Raw genomic sequence first — 19,053 nt, 5'->3', positions numbered from 1 at the left:
AGACAAAGTCCGGGTCCGAAAAAGCCTGGGATAAGACCAAGTCAGGCACAGAAAACACTTGGGACAAAACCAAAGACGGTGCAGACAAAGCTTGGGACAAGACAAAGTCCGGGTCCGAAAAAGCCTGGGATAAAACCAAAGACGGTGCAGACAAGACTTGGGACAAGACAAAGTCCGGGTCCGAAAAAGCCTGGGATAAAACCAAAGATGGTGCAGACAAGGCCTGGGACAAGACAAAATCCGGGTCCGAAAAAGCTTGGGATAAAACCAAGTCAGGCACCGAAAAGGCTTGGGACAAGACGAAGTCTGGCACTCAGGACGCAGCTGATTCCACCAAAGACTGGGGCAAACGCGCTGGCAAGAAAGTGGGCAAATGGAGTGAAGATGCTGGCAAGAGTATCAACAACACTCTGTCTGGCGACAACAGCAAGTAATTACGCCTTGCACGCCTAACCAGCGTGCTTTGAGGTCTTTACTGATAAAAACCCTCTCTCCGGTCATTAGCGGAGAGAGGGTTTTTTAATGCCTGCCTTAATGCTCAGGGATATGCTTTTCCAAGATGTTTGAAGCGTATGACCCGGTTACGGATAATTTTAAGAAGGGTGGCCACCTTACTTTTGACTATAAGCCAGTATTCCTGAAAAGCCGTCATAGGTTATCCCCCATTTATTATGAATTTAGATAACTATAGCTTCGTGGCTCTATTATGACGGTTCTTGTTTTTTATTTTTTATCGAGACCAGTTTTCATGAAAGCGTCACACACTTCCACCATAAACGTCAGTAAAACGCTGCCCACAGACACACCGTATAAAGAAATCACCATGTCCCGGTTTACTACACCTTCTCTTACTCCAGCTTCTTCCACTGAAAAATGGAGAGAAGCCGTAAGGGAAACCTGGCGCCAAAATTTGCTCTATATTTGGGAGCACCCTACGTTGCCGCCCCTCTCTGGCCGCGCCAAACCCTCTAAAACCACTCAACCGTTGTCCCGCAGGACACAAAGCGTTGAGCTGATACCGGCTAAAGCCTGACATCTTCCTGTCTTTTCTGTTCAGTCAGGCTTTTACTTTGGCACGACTCCAGTTTTGTAAAATAAAAGTTATAGCTCAGCACAATTAATTCATGACGTAGATAAGAGAATTTCAATTATGATTGTTACATAACAACATAAATAAGAAGTTCCTGTCATGGCACCTCAAGCTTCTGCTCTCGCCAACCCCGCCCCTCTCGGCCTTATGGGGTTTGGTATGACAACAGTTCTCCTCAATCTGCATAATGCCGGTTTTGTGCCTATGGGCTCTGCTATTTTAGGCATGGGCCTGATGTTTGGTGGCGGCGCACAGATTATTGCCGGTATTCTGGAATATCAGAAAGGCAATACCTTTGGCATGACGGCCTTTATTGCCTACGGCGCCTTCTGGCTTTCTCTTGTTGCCTTAATCGCGTTGCCACGCTTTGGTGTGGGGGATGCCTCCAGCCCAAGCCTTATGGGCAGCTATCTGCTTATTTGGGGTCTGTTCACCTTTATCATGTTTCTTGGCACACTACGCGCCACCAAAGTTCATCAGACCATTTTTGCATCCCTGACTGTTCTATTCGGCCTGCTGGCATTTGGAGATCTGCTGGGACAGCCACTTCTGACGGTCATTGCTGGTTATGAAGGGATTTTCTGTGGTCTTTCTGCTATTTACCTAGCTGCGGCTGAAGTGCTGGAAGCACAGTTTCATACGCATGTTTTACCTGTTGGGCCTTACGTTGCGTATCCGCCTCAGGCACTCCCTGCCTGACACGCCCTCAAAATACACACACAAATTCAGTGCTGAAAAAGGCTTTCCTGAATAGGGAAAGCCTTTTTTGAGTCAGTCTGCCCTTTCAATCCGGGCCGTAGCTTTTTTAAAGCTGGGTCTGGTAGCCAGACAGTTTTTCCTGAATTTCTTTTGCCAAGGCAACCAGATCCGTATTTTTAGAGGTTGCAATTGTCTGTTCAAGAACCGGCTTGAATGCCGTGTAATCCTGCGTCATAGCCCGGCTGTAACTCCGGTCAAATGCAGCCCCATGCAAACGACCCATTTTGGCTATGATCGCTGCATGCGCAGCGGATGGTTTTGCAGCAAGTGTCAGCGTTTGTGCTGCGGCCAGTTTATCAAGTTTGGCCTTATTCGCTGTCAGGTCTGTCTCTATCGTGCCAGCCAGGCTTGCAAGGTCGCTGCGGCCCGCATGGGTTTTAGCAAGTTTTGCCAGTGCCGTGTGTGTCAGGTCCAGCTCATTCAATTTTTGAGCAAAGCTGATATCCAACGGTGTAAACGGAACCGTTTTCACAAGAGCAGGAAGCGGTGGTGCTTCAGGTTTACCTGCCGAGCAGGCGGTCAGGGCCAAAGGCAAAGCCAGACAAACGGTTGCACGCACTACGGACCACCGGCTGATTGCAAAAGACATAGTCAGTAAAAACTCCTTCTCGACTATCCACTACAGGTACAAAACTGCACAGTTTCTTTGCTTGAACAGAAAACCCGCAATGGACAGTGCTGCGCCAAAGATGCCCCGCATGATGCTTACGGGACGCAGAGAACGCAATGCCCAAACCTTCGCATTATGGAAAAGAAATGAAAAATCTTGTCTGTAAAATTTTTTAAATTTATTTTGCGTTTATTATATATTCATAGTTTATTTGCACATTTATGTCTTTTTCTGCTCTTGCATTATCGAGAAAGAACACAGTAGGTTGCGCTCTTCATGCCCCCGTACCGGGTGCACCATCTTATTTGCTACTGTGGGATACGCCAGACCAATGAAATATCGCATTCTATCTCTGCTTGCTCTGTCACCTGTAGTGCTCAGCCTTAGTGGATGTGGATATTTTGACTCCCGCGCAGCCCATAAGGCCCAGGTGACGATGATCGGGATGACATCTTATGACCTTCAGGCCTGTGCTGGCGTACCGGCAGCAACAAAACAACTGAACGATACAACCCAGATCTTTACTTACACCGGCTCACGCCCACAGCCCGGTTTTGGTGGCTCCACCATTATTCCTATTGGGGATATTGTGACCACACTGCTGCAGTTTACCGGCGGGGCTGGCACAACCTGTACGGCTGTTGTGCGGCTGGACCATGACCGTGTGTCCGACGTACATTACACAGGCAATACAGATGAGGTCATTGGGGAAGACGGGATTTGCTCCATCATTACCCGTGGCTGTGCAAGACAGCCAGAAGGCACAATGAAAAAATCCGCAGGTGGCTTCTTTGGGCCAGTATCTGCTTTCAAACCACCCAAAACGCCTAACCAGTCCACCTCTGCCACCTATTCTTCTCAGGCTGGTGGCGTTGTACTCAACCCGGATCCCAAATCAACAGAGTCTGCTATTATTCCCCGGAAAGAATAAAAACAGACTATTTTTCGACTTCAGGCTAAATCTCAGAAAAAATGCCACCATATTCTGGTGGCATTTTTATTTGAAAATATTCTTATTATATATGGTATTTTCTAAAATATTTACTCCTGAGCCCCCGCCACTCTTTTTTAAATAGTCACACCCCGCCTTCGACCTTCACCACAAGTCTTCCCTTAATTTTTCCTGATAAGAGTGCCTCTGCTTTCTCCGGTGCCTCTGCCAAAGTAATTTCCGTTGTCAGGGCGTCCAGCTTCTGCACGTCCACCAAAGCGGCCAGATCCTGCCACGCGGCACGGCGTTCCTCCACTGGGCAGGACACACTTTCTATACCCACCAATGTTACGCCTCTTAAAATGAACGGGGCCATTGTTGCAGGAAAGTCCATGCCTGCGGCCAGACCACACGCAGCGACCACGCCATATGGCAGAATGGATGCACACACAGCAGCCAGCAATTTTCCGCCCGCCACATCAATAGCACCCGCCCAACGCGCTTTTTCCAGCGGACGGGTCATGCTTTCCAGATACTGGCGGGGGATGACATCATGAGCGCCCAGATCTTTCAGGAATGGTGCCTCCTCCATCCGGCCTGTTACAGCAACCACCGCATAGCCCAAACGGGCCAGCACCATTATGGCAACACTCCCAACGCCGCCTGTGGCCCCTGTAACCAGAATTTCACCACTTTGCGGGGTAACGCCCTGCCTTTGTAAGGCGCGGATACACAACATGGCCGTGTACCCCGCCGTACCAAGCGCCATGACCTGCCGGAGCGTAAAGGCATCAGGTAGTGGTAGCAGCCACTCCCCCCTGACCCGCGCCTGTGTCGCCAATCCACCCCAGTGGTTTTCCCCTACGCCCCACCCATTCAGCAGAACCTTCTGGCCGGGTTTAAACGCAGGGTTGTCCGAATGCTCTACCGTTCCGGAAAAATCTATCCCCGGCACCATAGGGAAACGCCTGACAACGGGCGCTTTGCCGGTAAGGGCCAGGGCGTCTTTATAATTCAGGGTGGAATACGCAACACGGACTGTCACATCCCCTTCCGGCAACTCCGCCTCAGAAAGGGGGCGCAGATGCACGGTCTGGTCTCCCGCCGCAGTTTTTTCAACAAGCAGAGCATTCACCATGAAAGGGTTCCTTCTTCATCACCGTGGCATAAGCTGCTGCTGATGTGAGGGGCACGCGCCGTATCTTGCAAGACACGAGCGATTGAACAGCACGTTTCCTGATATCGCGCTCCATGACATTCCTGTTGCAGGCACGGCAGAAAAACCAGCTTTTACCAGCATAATCCGCCCGTAACGCCGCGCGCAAAGCGCCGTTCCGGGTGGTGGCAGTAAACAAAGCTAGGCGGCAGGCACAGCACAAGTTATAGCTGACGGAACATTTCCGTTTTTCTTCTATTAGCCAGAGCTTTCTCTTGATCCTGTTCCTCACGGGCATTGTCGCCCTTATTCTGCTGATTGCCGTCAGTATCCTGATTTCTCTTTCCGAGATTTCCTTCGCTGCCGCGCGGGAGGTCAGGCTACGCTCACGAGCAGAAGCAGGCGATAAGCGAGCGCAGGCGTTTCTGGCCCTCCGCCGCAATAGCGGACAGGTCATTACTGTTTTACAGATCTGCCTGAACGGCGTTGGTATTCTGGGCGGTATTGTCAGCTCGGAAATGTTGTCTCCCCCCACCTCAGCCCTGCTGATGTCCTGGGGGCTGAGCCAAGGTATGGCGGACAAGCTGGGCTCCGCCATCAGCTTTGTGCTGGTAACTGGCCTGTTCGTGCTTTTTGCTGACCTGTTGCCCAAACGGGTTGCCATGAACGCGCCAGACAAGGTGGCTCTGGCAATTGGCTGGTTCCCCAAATTTGCCCTGCACGTGCTGTACCCCTTTGTGTGGATATTCTCCAAAGTGTCAGACGTTGTGCTGCGCGCCTTGAAAATTCCGGCTGCATCCGCCGTTGAACCCATCACGCCTGAAGACTTACGGGCCATTTTGGCAGCGGGCACGGCATCTGGCGTTCTGCTGGAGCAGGAACACCAGATGATTGAGAATGTTCTGGGCCTGCAGGACCGCTCCGTCACATCCGCCATGACCCCACGGGATGAAATTGTTTATCTGGATGTGCAGGACACAGCCCAGAGCAATCATGAAAAGGTCAGAGCAAAACCTTATTCCCGTTATCCTCTCTGCAACGGCGGGCTGGACAAGGTCATTGGCTCCATCCGCTCAGAGGACGTTCTGGCCTCCGTTGTGGACCCGTCCATTGTCCCAGCCCCCAACGATGCCACCCTCCCCAACCCGATCTTCAGAATGCGGCGCGATGTTCTGTCCGTGCCAGAAACCTTGAACCTGTGGGATACGCTGGCTCAGTTTGATACGCATGGCGTTGGTTTTGCCCTGATTGTGAGCGAGTACGGACTTGTGGTCGGTCTGATCACCTTTAAGGACATCATGGGCGCTCTGATGGATGGCTTGGCCAACCCGTTTGAGGAACAGGCCATTGTCCGCCGTGATGAAAATTCCTGGCTGATAGATGGCGCCGCCCCCATTGGAGACGTGATGCGGGAGTTGCATCTGATCGAACTGCCTGACAGCACCCAGTTTGATACCATTGGCGGATTTGTCATGCACCGGCTGCGCCGTATGGCCCGCAAAACAGACCGTGTTGACCAGTCCGGCTATCGGTTTGAGGTTGTGGACGTTGAAGGTTTCCGTATCAACCAGTTGCTCGTGACACGCCTTGCCTGATACCCGATTGTCCTGAATGTTGTATCGCCTCAGACAGAGCGCGCTCCTGCTTGGCACTCTCTGTCGGCTCGCCGTTGCGGGAACCACCGCACTGACCATCGGCACATCCGCTTGCGCAGCAACAGACTTACCTGACGGCGCCGTGCTGGAACGGGTTGTGCTGGTTGCACGGCATGGTATCCGCAGCCCGACCCAAAGCACGGAAGGCCTGACGCTTAAAACAGGCAGGACATGGTCCGCCTGGCCTGTACCTCCCGGCTCCATGACAGAACATGGGCGCACCAATCTGGCGCTTATGGCCACTTTTCTGCGCACGGTATACGCCCCTCTTCTAGCCACACTAGGAAAACCGCATTGCACACCGGCAACCAGCCCTGTTTTTGTATGGGCAGATTCCGCTGACGCACGCACCTTGGAAACTGGCACAATTTTTGCTCGTGTGCTGAGCAGAGGGTGTGTGCTTGCACCTGCCTCCCTGCCCGCAGGGAAGAAAGATCCCCTCTTTAATGCGATGGCAAATGGGCTTGTTGTGCTGGACCAAGCCGCCATTACCCGCACGCTGACAGCGCTTTCTCTGAAAGATGATGCTAGGGCGTTGCCTCCGGCCGTGCATACCGCAGAGCAAACCTTGCAGCACCTTTTTGCGCCCCAGGGGTGTAACACCCTCCATACCGCCTGCTTTACCGCCCCGGCACAGTTCGGCTGGAAAAAAGGAGTACCCCACGCCACGGGTGGTCTGGCGCTTTCTGCTTCTGTGGCGGAAAACTTGCTGCTGGAATATGTACAGGGCTTACCGCCCACGGTCACAGCACAGCAGGGTCAGGCCAATCTTCTGGCAACAATTTTACCCGCACATACCTACCAGAGCCAACGTTTGCGGCGTCTGCCAGCACTTGCCGCAGCCCGTGGGCAGCTTCTACTACCCACTTTGCTAGACCTTCTGTCTTCAGCCCCCCCACACACAGTCCCACCCTCGGCACGTCTCATTTTGTTTGCAGGGCACGACACAACGCTTGATATGCTGGCCAGCCTATTTGGGCTGGAATGGCACTTTACAGATCAGCCGGACCCAACCGCGCCCGACACAACGCTGGGGCTGGAAGTCTGGCGCCTACCCGGCCAGCAAACCATGGTGCGGTTTGTCCTGTTTCACCAAAGTCTGGCACAGCTGCGCATGGCAACACCTGTCACAGAACGCCCGGATGGTGGGGCTGCCATGGTACTGCATAGTAGCCTATGCCCCACAGCTCTGTGCAGCCTGGCTGAACTGACCAGCCATTTTTCCTCAAAACCCTCTACGGCTCCCTTATAGCCGCCATATTTTAAGGGCATCAGGCCATTTGGACACACTGTGTGGAAGGACAAATGGGCCGATAGAAACAAACCCCGGCCAGAACGACCCATCTTATGCTCCCCGGTGGGTGGGTTGACTTGCGCACCTATGTGATAATTATTCAGTTGCCAACTCACGCGACAGCGCGTCATCGTGCTTATGTGCGGTCCAATAGGGCGATCCGCTATCGGGTCGCTATAAGAAGAGAAAAACCTATGAAACTGAAAACTGCATCCGCTTTTTTGCTTCCTGCCCTTCTGCTGACCGCGTGCGCAGAAACCCCTATGGGCCCCAGCGTCATGGTTCTGCCATCTCAGGGCAAGTCCTATGCAACATTTTCGCAGGAGCAGAATTTCTGCCGTTCTCAGGCTGCCACGGCAGTAAGCGGTCAGGCTGAGCGACAGAACCACCGCGCTATTCTGGGTGGCCTTGCAACAACGGCGCTTGGCGCTGGTCTGGGTGCTGCTGCTGGCGGTGGCGCAGGCGCTGCTATTGGGGCAGGTGCTGGCGCACTGGGTGGTACCGCAGGTGGCGGGCTATACTCCAACAGCAAGCAGGGCTCCCTGCAAAACCAGTACGACAACGCCTATGTGCAGTGCATGATTGCTTATAAAAACGTGCTGCCACGCTAAGTCTGCCTTATCCGTTTTAAAACACGGCCAGAGAGGGGGGTAGCCCGTTCTCTGGCCGTTTCTATTTGTACGGCCTTGCTGCCGCCTCTTGCATCTTTTGCGTAAGCGAAGGATTTTGAGCGGATGACACATTCTTCCCCTCCGTCCCGCGTTGCAGCCGTCATTCTTGCGGGTGGCAAAGGCATGCGTATGGGAGGGTGCGATAAACCTCTCCTGCCTTTAAACACCAAAACCGTTCTCGACACAGTGCTGTACACCATTGCCCCCCACTGCGCGGCTCTTGCCATCAGCGCCAATGGAGACGCAAAGCGCTACGCGCGGTGGGGCTTGCCGGTTTTACCGGACGCAAATACCGCCTATGGCCCGTTAGCCGGTGTGCTGGCAGGGTTATACTGGGCGCGGGATGTGGGGATGGACACACTCGTGACACTACCCGGCGATACGCCATTTGTCCCCCCAACTCTGATTTCTGCCCTCTCGCCTCCCACAAAAGTTGCGGCGTCCAATGGCCAAAGGCACCATCTGGTTGCCTCCTGGCCGGTCAGTTGCGCTGAGGCGTTGCAGGACTGGTTATTGGCAACCCATACCGACTCTCAACGACGGGTCCGGCTTTTTGCTGATACCCTGAACGTGCAGGAGGTGGCATTCCCGTGCCTCCCCCATGACCCCTTTTTCAACATCAATACGCCTGAAGATTATGCGATAGCCCAGAACAGAGCACGGGAAAGACACGCTCATGCCAGATAACGCTCTTGTTCAGACATGGCCTGTTCAAAAACTGACTGAAACAGAACAGTATGAGACAGCCCTGAATCTGGCTGACGAAACACCGGTTGCCTTTGTTTTCAATGCCATCCCGTATGCTGTCATGATGGCGACCTATCAAGATATTGAAGATTATGCCTATGGTTTTTCCATAACAGAACGCATTGTCTCTCATGCATCGTCCATACGGTCCATCAGCATTGACCCTGCGTCAGACGGCATTACCGTGCATGTGTCCATTCAGGGAGAAGATTTCAAAAAACTGCTGCAATCCCGCAGAGCCATGACCGGTCGTACCGGCTGCGGCATTTGCGGCAGCGAAGACCTTGAAAGCCTGCACACGCAGCTTCCCCAAGTGGTACAAAAACAGCCCATCACCATAACTGCCATTCGCACAGCCCTGGCAAGTTTGGCAGAGCATCAAACCCTTAATGCACAGGTGCATATGGTTCATGGCGCGGCATGGTGCTGTGCAGAGGGGCGGGTGCAAATTTTGCGGGAAGATGTGGGCCGCCATAATGCCCTTGATAAATTGATTGGGGCGGGGTTACGAAACTCAGCCAATTTTTCAGACGGTTTTTGTCTTATTACCAGCCGCTGCTCTTACGAGATGGTGCAAAAAGCCATTCTTGCCGGTTTTACAACGTTGGTTGCTATTTCAGCTCCCACAACCCGCGCTTTGCGTCTGGCACAGCAGGCTGGCCTGACGATTGTGGCACTTGCCCGCACACAGGCACAATTCTTGTTCACTGGAAACGTGGCATAAAAAAAAGGGGCCTTGCGGCCCCTTTCTCTTTGCATAGTTAGGACAGATCAGAAACCGGCCTGAATACGGGCTGCAACGGAGTTACCCGTACGGCCTTCAATATTGGTGGCCTGCTCGCTGCGGGACACAATGAAGTGGCTATAGTCAAGCATCACACGGAAGTGGCGGTTGGGGTACCAGTTAAGACCACCGGTCCACACGGTCTGCTGACCACCACGGATAACATTGGCTTTGTAAGCATCGCCCAGGCGGCTGTTCAGGTCGATCACACTGTAATGACCCACAACTTCAAGCGCACCCCAGTGGTTGGTTGCTGGGTCAAACTCCTGCGCTTCTGGCACACCAGGCGCACCGAAAGCACCTTCTTTTTCGTTATACATACGTGGGTTGCCAAACAGCGTGTAGGCTGCTGAACCATACCAACCTTGGAAGCCAGCAGACTTCAGGTTTGCACCCTGACGCTCTACGCCAACGTGATAGTATTCACCCTTCACAATCAGGCGTTTCCAACGCACACCCAGTTCCGGACCGGCTGCCCAGACCTGTTTTGCACCGGCAATAGCGCCGGTAGCCGCCAGGTTGGCTTCACCAATATCAAACTCTGGACGCTGACCAAAAGAGGTAGAGCGGGCACAGTTGTTGGCGGATGTGGAGTTACACGCCAGACGGAAAGCAGAAATACCAGATGCCCCCATATGGACATCCCAATCTTTGGTCGCAACGGGGCGGCCAGCAACACGCAGGGTGCCGCCTGTCTGGCTGTCCATTGTCGAGCCGCTACCACCACCATAGTAGGTGGAGCTCATGTCAGAGGCGTTACGATGCCCCCATTCCTGGCCCGTGAAGTAACCAGCAATCCACCAGCGTTTTTCGTAATGCAAGGCACCAACACTAAAGCGGGCATCACCTGCTGCAATGTTACGCACCATGTCCGTAATGCTTGGGCGTTCAAGCGTGAAGAAGTCGTTGGAGCTTTCGGAGTCTTCTTCCGTCACGCGTGGCTGGAAGTAACCAACGGTCAGAATGGTATTGTGCAGGCCGGTGTAGTTCAGGTTGCCTTCATACAGCCCAACGTAACCATCGTTATGGTTGGCACCAAAGTCAGGCGTTACAGCAGCCACCCAGTTTTTGTACCGGAAGGTGAAGGGAATACGCAGGCGACGCATGTTGCTGGTAAAGCTGTTAAACGCGCCGCGTGCATCCTTGCCGCGTGGCCCGGAGTTGAAGAAACCACCGAAATCCTGATGGAATGCCAGACCGATGGACAGGCCGTAGGCTGCGTCTTCAGAAGCCACCGTAAAGCGGCCTTTCGGGAAGCCGATGATCATGCCGCCAACATGCACGTTTTCATCGCTTTTTGTTGCTGCGCGGAAAGACTTCCAGGACGTGATATCACCACGGTCGGAAGTGGGTGTGCCTGCGTTTGCCAGATGGATGCGTGATGCGCCGGTTGCGGGCTCGTTAAACTGCACGCTTGGGTCAGTCGGGCCAGATTCGATGTGACGGTGAACGGGGCCGGAAGAGGCATGCTGCGTGTAAGCGCCACGCTGATGCGTTGCCGTTGCGGCCTCACTTTTTGCGAGGCGAGATTTGAGTGTGGAGATCTGCCCCTGCATTTCGCGACGCATTTCCTGCATTTCGCGCCGCAGAGCCTGAAGCTGTGCGTCATCAGAAGAAGAAGCCATGGCAGCGGGGGCCACCGTACTCATAAGAACAGACGCAAATGCCAGCGACGAAATAAGGATTTTGCAACGCATCATAACAATTCCATAGCGAAAGGATGCGTGTTGAATAAAAGATTTCTCACACGGTTTGGTGAGGGTTTCGTTATGGTTTCATGACAGTTATATGAAAAAAGGCCACCCAATTTTCATGGATGGCCTTATGCTTAAATACCTAAATAATACTTATTTTTTATTTAAAGGAATATTACTTCCAGGAAGACAGGATGTTGGTTTTAACTGCCTGTGGCAGCGCAACGTAATCCAGCTTGGAAGCTGTTTCGTCACCCTGTTTGAAAGCCCATGTGAAGAAGCTGCGTACTGCCTTGCCGCGTGCAGCATCTTTAGGCGGAACAGGCGTCAACACATAGGTTGCAGACACGATCGGCCATGCGCCATGACCAGCCGTATCCAGCAGGTCTACCGCAAAGTGAGTAGCGTGCTCCCAGTCTGCAGATTCGGCTGCATGAGCAAAGCTGGTCTGGTTGGCTTCCACATTTTCACCAGCATGGTTATGCAGCTTGGTGGTGGTCAGGTGGTTGCGGCTGGCATACGCATATTCAACATAACCAATAGCGCCTTCCGTGTTCTGCACGGTTGCGGCAACGCCATCGTTCCCACGGGCACCAAGGCCACCGGGCCAGGAGATGGACGTACCAGCACCCAGATTGTTCTTCCAGGCGTCAGAAGAACGCGCCAGGTAAGACGTGAACACGAAGGTGGTGCCAGAACCGTCTGCACGGTGGATCGGGGCAATAGCCAGATCCGGCAGTTTCACGCCCGGGTTCAGGGCTGCAATCTTGGCATCGTTCCACTCGGTGATTTCACCAGCGTAAATGCCTGCCAGAACTTCACCGCTCAGGCTCAGTGCGTTGGCTTTCATGCCTGGAATGTTCACAACAGGAACAATCCCACCCATAACGGTTGGGAACTGGAAGAGGTGAGCGGATTCAATTTTCTGGTTGTCCATTGGTGCATCAGACGCACCAAAATCAACCGTGCCAGCCAGAACCTGGTTCTGGCCTGCGCTGGAGCCAACGCTCTGGTAGTTGATGCTTACACCAGCAGATTTTTTAGCGGCATCGCTCCATGCCTGATAAATCGGTGCAGCGAAGCTGGAACCTGCCCCAGTCACGCTTTCAGCCATGGAAACGCCGGGCAGAACTGCTGCAAGGCTGGTTGCTGCAAGAAGAACGGCGAGTGGCCGGATTGAAAGACGCATTTTCAGTTGTATCCCTGAACATCATCAAATAAGGCGCAGCGGGGCTACGTCTGCCCTACCCCTTACCGGGTTTGATGTTTAAAAAGTAATGAACTCTTGAAGACAGTTTTGTTTCAGTTTTATGACGCCCCGACAGGCTCAGCAATTGGTAGCCAGATCAGGCAGTCAGTGCCACTGCCCACCGTACTTTCTACCATAAACCGCCCACCATGCCGAGTAACGACATGCTGTACGATCGCCAATCCCAAGCCGCTACCCTGCACCATGGCCGAGGTTTTGGGAACACGATAAAACCGCTCTGTCAGGCGGGGCAGATGCCGTGCCGCAATACCCGGCCCGTTATCTGACACACTCAGCACCACGCCCCCTTCCGCAGGCCAGCCACCCAGTGGCTCCGCCTTACGAAAGCTGACGGTTACGGCCAGAGGCGTTGTGCGGGGGTTCTCAGCATCACACCCCCCATATTTCAGGGCATTTTCAACCAGATTAATCAGCACCTGCAACAACTGGTCTTCATCCCCCACAACCGCAATATCGGGGTGTGCGGGAGGTTCTATCACCAGTTCTGCCGCGTTCTGGCGGAAGAGAATACTGGTTTCGTTCTGAAGCCTTACGCACAGATCGGCCAGCATAACCCGCCCTTTGGGCCGCTGATGCTCCAGCATCTGCACGCGTGACAGGTACAGCAGGCCGTCCAGCAGGCGCTGCATCCGCCTGCCTTGTGCCGCCATGATCTCCAGAAATTCGCGCTGGGCCTCCGGGTCATCTGCGGCCGGGCCTTGCAGGGTTTCAATAAACCCCATAAGCGCGGCAAGCGGTGTACGAAGCTCATGGCTGGCATAGGCAACAAAGTCCGTATGCTGCCGTTCCGTCATTTCCGCTTCCGTCACATCATGCAGGGCAATGAAAGACAAAAGTTCCGTGCGGTTGGGGCCGCCTTCCGGGCGTCCGTACTCTGTCGCGAAGGCTTCTTTGGAAAATATGGTTTTCTGGAAAAAAGCCTGTACAACCCTGTGCACAGGAATATCCAGCACTATACGGGCTTCTTCACTTTCCGCCTGCCGTGTATTGACGCGTGTTGCCAGCCGGTCCAGAGCACTCTGGAAAGCAGGATGCCGCTCAATAGACCCCAGAGCATTGGGAAAATCCCGGTACGCATGGGGGGAGGCATAAAGCAGCCTCCGGTCCTTATCCAGCACCATAACCGCCAGAGGCAACGCGGCCACTACCTGTTCAACCGCCATCAATAGCCTGACCTTGGCAGGAATGGCGGGCGCCAGCACCGGGGCGTGCACAACTTCCCCCGCCGCCTTGTAGCGTAGGAACAGGGTGGTGAGTGCGCTTGCCAGAATACCGCCCCCGGCGGCGCTGCCCGCCGCTAAAAGCAGAGTGTGTACGACCACATTCGTCTCCTCTGCTTTCAGGCCATGACTGGGTTAGTTTTGTGGTAAATCGAGCGCATACCCCCGTGCACGGACCGTACGAATAAGATCCTGCTCATCCCCTTCATTAAGGGTTTGACGTAACCGACGAATATGGACGTCCACTGTCCGAAGTTCGACATAAGAACTTCTCTCCCAGGCATGTTCCAGCAACTCCTCTCGCGAGAACACCTGGCCGGGATGCGTCATTAAAAACTCAAGCAACCGGTATTCGGTCGGGCCAAGCGCCAGAAGACGCCCGTTTCGCTCAACCTTGTGGGCAACACGATCAAGGACAAGATTTTCAAACTGAAGATTTTTGTTAGGCGGAGGCATACGCCGCAAAATGGCTTTGACCCGTGCAAACAGGGCCTCCATCCCAAAAGGCTTGACCAGATAGTCATCAGCGCCTGTGTCCAGGCCTTTGACGCTATCAGTCTCCTGCCCGCGGGCGCTGAGCATGATGATGGGAAGCGTGCGGGTTTTGGCCTGCTCGCGCAGCCTGCGGCATACTTCCAGCCCGGACAAGCCAGGCAACATCCAGTCCAGCAGCACCAGATCAGGCATACGGCGGGCTATCTGGTCCAGCGCTGCCTGACCATCTGTTGCCAACCGGACCTCATAGTCCTGTTTTTCAAGATTATAACACATGAGCCGGGAGAGTGCCGGATCATCTTCAACCACGAGAATGTTTGCTTTCTGCGTCATGACCTGCCCATAACGGATTCGGGCCTCACGATAGGCTTTTACGCACCAAAAGGACACCCTACCCCTTCAGGAGTGGCTGTTTTCAGCCATTGCGCCGCTGGCTGACCAGATGTGCGAAATCTTTATATACAAAGCCGGGGTTTGTGGATTATGGAGCCGAAAAGGAGCTGGACCGGTAATTGTGCCGGATGCACCTCCCGGGTACGCTCGCATGAGTATTTTTCGCACTTCCCTGCCGCAAAGCGGCAAGGCCCCCCGCCCCACCGTGACATTTTTATTAAATGCCTTCTGTCAGCGTGTAGCGCAGGCCTTTACGGCACGCGGTATGCTGCAACTGGGTATGCTGGAAGGCATTGTGGCCACGTTGGAAGAAAACGCCCGTAAAGACCGCCTGCGTGCCCTCTACCCTGTATCAGGCACATTCGGAGCCTTTGCGGACGGCCCCACGGCTACCGCTATGACGCAGCCGCAAAGCCCGTCCCGCTAGGCCGCTACCGCTGCCCTGATAGAAAGCCTTGGCTGCACCATGTGGTGTCGGCCAAGGCAAAGCAGAGTGAGGCTTACTCTGCCGCGTGTTTGTGCTTGTTCCCGTCATGGTTGGTAATAAACATCAGGGTAACCGGGGCTGGTGCGTCCTGCCTGTGCCAGACCTGACCGGGAACCAGTAGCACATCCCCTTTCCGGGCCGTGGCCTGCGTTTCTCCGTCCTCCGTGCGCAGGGTCAGGGTTGTTTCTCCCTCCACAACAAGCAGGAATTCATCGTTAGGATGTTCCTCCCACGGGGTGGACCCCTGAAAGCGCAACAGCCCGACATCATGCTGCCCAAACGGAAACAGCATTTTCAGACCTGATGTTGCGACATCCTCCGTCCTTTTCCCGATCTCAATGGTTGTGAGGGACTGGGCTGCATCCTGCAGATTATAAATGATCATGGGGGGCCTTTATAATGTGTGATGAAGGTTTGAATGGGGCTGATCGTCACAGCACAGGGTTGCCAGTTTTTTTACGGCCAGCAGGAGCACGCCAAGCAGCCCGGCCCCTACACCCCATATGCCGAAAAATGTAGGCATATACCCAAGAACAGACGCTAACGGGGCAACCAGAAAACCCGCCAGCACATTGGCCAGGCTCTCCCCGCATTGCAGGACGCTGTAGTCTGTTCCCGGTCGCTCAACTGAAGACCAGTTCATGAGCATGGCCCATATGGAGACATAAAAGCCGCCATCAAAGAAGCTTTCCAGACTGAAGCAGCCAATCAGCACCTCAGGCATGGCCCAGCCCAGAGCCTGCACGACCCAGACGGACCCCAACAAGGCGGTTGAGGGAAATACCAACCAGAAAGCCGCTCTGCGGCTCCCAAGCCAGCGCACAGCCGGAAAGCCCAACAACGCGCCCCCTACGGCACTGCCAACCAGGCTGACGGTTTGTATGGTCCCCGCGAAGTCAAGGCTGAAGGCATTATCCATAAGCCAGGGCTGCACCAGCATGGACAAGGCTGCGCCCGCAAACTTGAACGTGACCGCAACTACCGCCGCCCACACAAAACCCTTTTGCTGCAAAAGGTCTCGCAAACGAGAGCGGTCATACGCCATGCCCGGAGCATCTGGCTCAACACAGCTCCGTAACGGAAGCAGCAGCACCCATAGCACCATTAATTCCGCCGCCATGGCCAGCATGGCGCCGCTCCACCCAATTTTATTATACAAAAGCAGCGTGCCCGCACCGCCCAGCACCATGCCTAACAGGAAGGCGATAACCTGAACCGCATTGGCCAGCCCGGCATAACGCCCCCGCATGTGCGATACAGCGCAAGCATTTGTCAGAATGTCCTGTGTTGCAAACAGAGTATTGAGGCTGAAAACACCACCCAGCATGAGCCAGAAATGCTGGGCAGGCATGACAAACGCCATAAGCCCACAGAGCACGACAGCCCCCATATGGGTGCAGAGCGCAAGGGGGCCATAGCCCCATCTCTTGCCCGCATTATCTACCAGACTGGCCCACAAAAACTTGAGAGCCCAAGGCAAAAAAAGCAATCCCACCCAGCCAAGTTCTGTTAATGGCACACCAGCATGGCGTAGAACGCCAGCTAAGGCATTAAACGCCAGCCCGGCGGGAATACCCTGTGCGCCATACATCAAACTCACAGCCAAGAGCGGACGCACTGGAACAGTGCCAGTGTAAGAGGTTTGTTTTGCCATGAGCTAGAAATTCACCCCCACCCTGAACCCAAGCTGGCGAGGGTTTGCAGCCACCACGTAGCCAGCAGAAAGCCCGCGGGTGAAGTAGCTGGAGTCTGTAAGGTTGTGCCCATACAGCGCGACGTTCCAATGCTTCCAGCGTTTTTCAATCTGGGCATCCACCAGAATGTAAGGCGCATTTTCAGTAAAGCTGTTGGGGTACAATGTTGTGCGCCCACGCCGCACCACACTTGCATTCAGTGTCCACCCTGGCAGGGGTTGCCAGTCGGCCGAGAAGCCAAAATTACTGCGGGGCGTGCCAGACATCTGCTTGCCGCTATAATCAACACCGCCAAAAACAAACCGGTCATACGCAGCGTAAGTCAGCCCCATAAAGGCATTAAGCTGGAGGGAAGGCAGAGGCTTCCAGTGGGCTGTGGCCTCCATACCGCGGGAATGAGCAGACCCTGCCGTGCCAACCAAGGATTCCCCTGCACCATTGGTTGCGGAAACCTGTAAATTGGACAGGAAATTTGCAAATCCTATAGCTTCAACTGACCATCGGCCTGTGGGGTGCCCAATACGGTAGCCCAATTCTAGTGTGTTACCGTAGCTCGACGCATAGGGCACAGAAACCGTGCTGGCATACGACCCATACGGGCTATAATTGGGCGGTAAAAATGCACGCGTGTAACTCAACCACCCAAACTGGCTGATATGCTCCGTGGCACGCGGGTTATATTCCAGCTTCAGGCCCGGCAGAGGCACTGTTTTGGAGAGTGTTTGCCGGGGCAGGCTTTCCTGTATGGCAAACGCATAAGGAACTTCCCCTGTCATACTGCTGGTCCAGTGATTTAAGGAGCTGTCCACATGCTCTATGCGCAAAGACGGCACCAGCCGCCAGTCACGCGCCAAATGCCAGCCGACTTCCGCCATAAACGCTACATTGGCGGTAGCCAGTGTCGCTGTGGTCTGGCTGGCATAGTAAGGGGACATATCAAAACCATAGGGTGCCCAGCGTTTTACCTGCTGCCCGTAAATGCCCCCTTTCCAGTCCAATCTGCCTGATGAGCCAGACAGCATGACAGACCCGCCAATCTGGCGTGTTGGTAACGTAAAGCCTGAGTTGGCGGAGAAGACAGAATACGGGTTACTATACCGCCACTCCGTTGAAACCCCGCCGAAGGTTGTATCCAGAATGAGCTTTTGGCTAAAGCGGCGGTGATATTGAAACGACCCCAGTAAATACGCCGTATTATTCGTGCCTTCTGACGTATTGTAAGACTGATGCTTGGCTGCGTGGTCGGGCGTTTCAAAATAATCGTTGCCGCCATGGTTGAGCATACGGTGCAGGCTGAAACGCCACTCACCGCCCTCATTGTCTTTATGCAGCAGCTTGATGCGCCCAAACCAGCCATGCCAACCACCCGTATCGGTACGGCCCAGAGTGTGGTTGTGAATGTACCCATCCGCCGTCTCCCCACCCACGGCAACACGCAGGCTGGTGGACGCACCTAATGGCATATCGCCTGAAAACATCGCTCTCTTGCGGTTGCCTGTACCGTATTCAAAATCCAGCGCGCCAGACACTTTATTCCCTGGGTCACGGGATTGAGCGGACACAAGACCCCCAAACGCGTTAATGCCTTCCGTCAGTTGCGGCCCGCGCATGACATCAACACCACTGAAGTCAAACATCTGCCCCATGGCAAAACTTGGCACAGGCACACCATCAATCAGAACGGGCGTATAAAGGGTTGGCCCTTCATCCTCACTCCCCCCCAAACCGCGTACCATCAGCACAGGGTTGTTGGGTGTGGTGTTGGTGAAGGACAGGTTGGGTATCCGCTCGGCAATGTCACCCAGCGTCTGCATACGATATGCCTGCATAAGCGACGCAGAGAGATGGGTTGTGCTGGCAGGTGCCGTAAACCCGGCCCGTTTACCCCATACGGTTACAGGCTCTTTCCGGTCTGGACAGGTCTGGGCGGAGGTGAGTTGGGTTTTGTCTGAACTGGGGTGGAGGCAGGCTTCCGGTTTATCCTGCGTGACAGGCTGTGACGCGGCCGCATAGGCTCCGGTTGGGAGCGCTGCCAGCATGACTGACACAAAAACATGGGAACATCCCCCGGCGCCACGCAGCCGGAAGCAAAGCCCACGCCTT

General features: G+C 54.3%; 18 protein-coding genes. 9 read left to right on the top strand and 9 right to left on the bottom strand.

Translation table 11 applies throughout. The features are described from left to right. On the top strand, nt 1–434 hold a 434-nt coding region (locus tag Abci_RS14055; RefSeq protein ID WP_048839125.1), incomplete at its 5' end, for a hypothetical protein. 755 nt (nt 435–1,189) lie between these two features. After that, nucleotides 1,190–1,789, top strand: coding sequence for an acetate uptake transporter (locus tag Abci_RS10820; RefSeq protein ID WP_048839124.1), 600 nt, complete (start codon nt 1,190–1,192; stop codon nt 1,787–1,789). 106 nt (nt 1,790–1,895) lie between these two features. Here Abci_RS10820 and Abci_RS10815 read toward each other — a convergent pair whose 3' ends face one another. Continuing rightward, complete coding sequence (locus tag Abci_RS10815; protein ID WP_052944819.1) at nt 1,896–2,438, bottom strand: DUF4142 domain-containing protein; 543 nt, start codon at nt 2,436–2,438, stop codon at nt 1,896–1,898. 457 nt (nt 2,439–2,895) lie between these two features. Here Abci_RS10815 and Abci_RS10810 point away from each other — a divergent pair, with 457 nt between their 5' ends. Further along, on the top strand, nt 2,896–3,390 hold the full coding sequence (locus Abci_RS10810) for a hypothetical protein (RefSeq protein WP_048839192.1): 495 nt from the start codon (nt 2,896–2,898) through the stop codon (nt 3,388–3,390). A 145-nt stretch (nt 3,391–3,535) separates the two neighbouring features. Here Abci_RS10810 and acuI read toward each other — a convergent pair whose 3' ends face one another. Continuing rightward, the gene (acuI, locus tag Abci_RS10805; protein WP_048839123.1) at nt 3,536–4,528 is read right to left on the bottom strand and encodes an acrylyl-CoA reductase (NADPH); all 993 of its coding nucleotides are present in this window, start codon (nt 4,526–4,528) and stop codon (nt 3,536–3,538) included. Between the two features lie 293 nt (nt 4,529–4,821). On the opposite strand from acuI, the gene Abci_RS10800 reads away from it, so the two are divergent. From Abci_RS10800 to fdhD, 5 genes are all read left to right on the top strand, one after another. Continuing rightward, nucleotides 4,822–6,141: a hemolysin family protein gene (locus Abci_RS10800; RefSeq protein WP_048839122.1), complete on the top strand. Its 1,320-nt coding sequence runs from the start codon at nt 4,822–4,824 to the stop codon at nt 6,139–6,141. A gap of 16 nt (nt 6,142–6,157) precedes the next feature. Then, on the top strand, nt 6,158–7,453 hold the full coding sequence (locus tag Abci_RS10795) for a histidine-type phosphatase (RefSeq protein ID WP_048839121.1): 1,296 nt from the start codon (nt 6,158–6,160) through the stop codon (nt 7,451–7,453). 236 nt (nt 7,454–7,689) lie between these two features. After that, entirely contained in the window at nt 7,690–8,106 is a 417-nt protein-coding gene (locus Abci_RS10790; RefSeq protein ID WP_048839120.1) for a glycine zipper family protein, read from the top strand. Nucleotides 8,107–8,229: 123 nt separating this feature from the next. Next, on the top strand, nt 8,230–8,853 hold the full coding sequence (mobA, locus tag Abci_RS10785; RefSeq protein WP_048839119.1) for a molybdenum cofactor guanylyltransferase MobA: 624 nt from the start codon (nt 8,230–8,232) through the stop codon (nt 8,851–8,853). Beyond that, on the top strand, nt 8,843–9,637 hold the full coding sequence (fdhD, locus tag Abci_RS10780; protein WP_048839118.1) for a formate dehydrogenase accessory sulfurtransferase FdhD: 795 nt from the start codon (nt 8,843–8,845) through the stop codon (nt 9,635–9,637). The genes mobA and fdhD overlap by 11 nt, the downstream gene beginning before the upstream one ends. 47 nt (nt 9,638–9,684) lie before the next feature. Here the strand turns inward: fdhD and Abci_RS10775 are convergent, their stop codons facing one another. The 4 genes from Abci_RS10775 to phoB all read right to left on the bottom strand — a co-directional run bounded on the left by Abci_RS10775 (nt 9,685) and on the right by phoB (nt 14,709). Beyond that, nucleotides 9,685–11,394: a porin gene (locus Abci_RS10775; protein WP_048839191.1), complete on the bottom strand. Its 1,710-nt coding sequence runs from the start codon at nt 11,392–11,394 to the stop codon at nt 9,685–9,687. Between the two features lie 172 nt (nt 11,395–11,566). After that, the gene (gene pstS, locus Abci_RS10770) at nt 11,567–12,580 is read right to left on the bottom strand and encodes a phosphate ABC transporter substrate-binding protein PstS (protein WP_048839117.1); all 1,014 of its coding nucleotides are present in this window, start codon (nt 12,578–12,580) and stop codon (nt 11,567–11,569) included. Nucleotides 12,581–12,699: 119 nt separating this feature from the next. Continuing rightward, nucleotides 12,700–13,983, bottom strand: a complete 1,284-nt coding sequence (locus tag Abci_RS10765) for a sensor histidine kinase (protein WP_048839116.1) — start codon at nt 13,981–13,983, stop codon at nt 12,700–12,702. Nucleotides 13,984–14,016: 33 nt separating this feature from the next. After that, entirely contained in the window at nt 14,017–14,709 is a 693-nt protein-coding gene (gene phoB / locus Abci_RS10760; protein ID WP_048839115.1) for a phosphate regulon transcriptional regulator PhoB, read from the bottom strand. A 211-nt stretch (nt 14,710–14,920) separates the two neighbouring features. Between phoB and Abci_RS10755 the strand changes: the two genes are divergently transcribed. After that, the gene (locus Abci_RS10755; protein WP_048839114.1) at nt 14,921–15,196 is read left to right on the top strand and encodes a hypothetical protein; all 276 of its coding nucleotides are present in this window, start codon (nt 14,921–14,923) and stop codon (nt 15,194–15,196) included. A 73-nt stretch (nt 15,197–15,269) separates the two neighbouring features. Here Abci_RS10755 and Abci_RS10750 read toward each other — a convergent pair whose 3' ends face one another. Genes Abci_RS10750 through Abci_RS10740 form a run of 3 tightly spaced genes read right to left on the bottom strand, consistent with a single transcriptional unit; the run spans nt 15,270 to nt 18,989 of the window. Further along, nucleotides 15,270–15,641, bottom strand: a complete 372-nt coding sequence (locus tag Abci_RS10750; protein ID WP_048839113.1) for a cupin domain-containing protein — start codon at nt 15,639–15,641, stop codon at nt 15,270–15,272. A gap of 9 nt (nt 15,642–15,650) precedes the next feature. Continuing rightward, nucleotides 15,651–16,910 carry an MFS transporter gene (locus Abci_RS10745; protein ID WP_048839112.1) on the bottom strand — a complete coding sequence of 420 codons (1,260 nt, stop codon included), beginning with the start codon at nt 16,908–16,910 and terminating at the stop codon, nt 15,651–15,653. Between the two features lie 3 nt (nt 16,911–16,913). Next, nucleotides 16,914–18,989, bottom strand: coding sequence for a TonB-dependent receptor (locus Abci_RS10740; protein WP_084597622.1), 2,076 nt, complete (start codon nt 18,987–18,989; stop codon nt 16,914–16,916). Nucleotides 18,990–19,053 lie beyond the last annotated feature (64 nt).

It is taken from the genome of Acetobacter cibinongensis (genome assembly GCF_000963925.1).
Taxonomy (GTDB): domain Bacteria; phylum Pseudomonadota; class Alphaproteobacteria; order Acetobacterales; family Acetobacteraceae; genus Acetobacter; species Acetobacter cibinongensis.
This window is presented reverse-complemented; position numbering and strand designations above follow the sequence as displayed.

Excerpts from the sequence above, each read along its gene's own strand:
- phoB (WP_048839115.1), bottom strand. The coding sequence starts at position 14,709 with ATGACGCAGAAAGCAAACATTCTCGTGGTTGAAGATGATCCGGCACTC.
- Abci_RS10795 (WP_048839121.1), top strand. The coding sequence starts at position 6,158 with ATGTTGTATCGCCTCAGACAGAGCGCGCTCCTGCTTGGCACTCTCTGT.
- Abci_RS10750 (WP_048839113.1), bottom strand. The coding sequence starts at position 15,641 with ATGATCATTTATAATCTGCAGGATGCAGCCCAGTCCCTCACAACCATT.
- fdhD (WP_048839118.1), top strand. The coding sequence starts at position 8,843 with ATGCCAGATAACGCTCTTGTTCAGACATGGCCTGTTCAAAAACTGACT.
- Abci_RS10775 (WP_048839191.1), bottom strand. The coding sequence starts at position 11,394 with ATGCGTTGCAAAATCCTTATTTCGTCGCTGGCATTTGCGTCTGTTCTT.
- Abci_RS10740 (WP_084597622.1), bottom strand. The coding sequence starts at position 18,989 with ATGCTGGCAGCGCTCCCAACCGGAGCCTATGCGGCCGCGTCACAGCCT.
- Abci_RS10815 (WP_052944819.1), bottom strand. The coding sequence starts at position 2,438 with ATGTCTTTTGCAATCAGCCGGTGGTCCGTAGTGCGTGCAACCGTTTGT.
- acuI (WP_048839123.1), bottom strand. The coding sequence starts at position 4,528 with ATGGTGAATGCTCTGCTTGTTGAAAAAACTGCGGCGGGAGACCAGACC.
- Abci_RS10810 (WP_048839192.1), top strand. The coding sequence starts at position 2,896 with ATGATCGGGATGACATCTTATGACCTTCAGGCCTGTGCTGGCGTACCG.
- mobA (WP_048839119.1), top strand. The coding sequence starts at position 8,230 with ATGACACATTCTTCCCCTCCGTCCCGCGTTGCAGCCGTCATTCTTGCG.
- Abci_RS10790 (WP_048839120.1), top strand. The coding sequence starts at position 7,690 with ATGAAACTGAAAACTGCATCCGCTTTTTTGCTTCCTGCCCTTCTGCTG.
- Abci_RS10820 (WP_048839124.1), top strand. The coding sequence starts at position 1,190 with ATGGCACCTCAAGCTTCTGCTCTCGCCAACCCCGCCCCTCTCGGCCTT.
- pstS (WP_048839117.1), bottom strand. The coding sequence starts at position 12,580 with ATGCGTCTTTCAATCCGGCCACTCGCCGTTCTTCTTGCAGCAACCAGC.
- Abci_RS10745 (WP_048839112.1), bottom strand. The coding sequence starts at position 16,910 with ATGGCAAAACAAACCTCTTACACTGGCACTGTTCCAGTGCGTCCGCTC.
- Abci_RS10755 (WP_048839114.1), top strand. The coding sequence starts at position 14,921 with ATGAGTATTTTTCGCACTTCCCTGCCGCAAAGCGGCAAGGCCCCCCGC.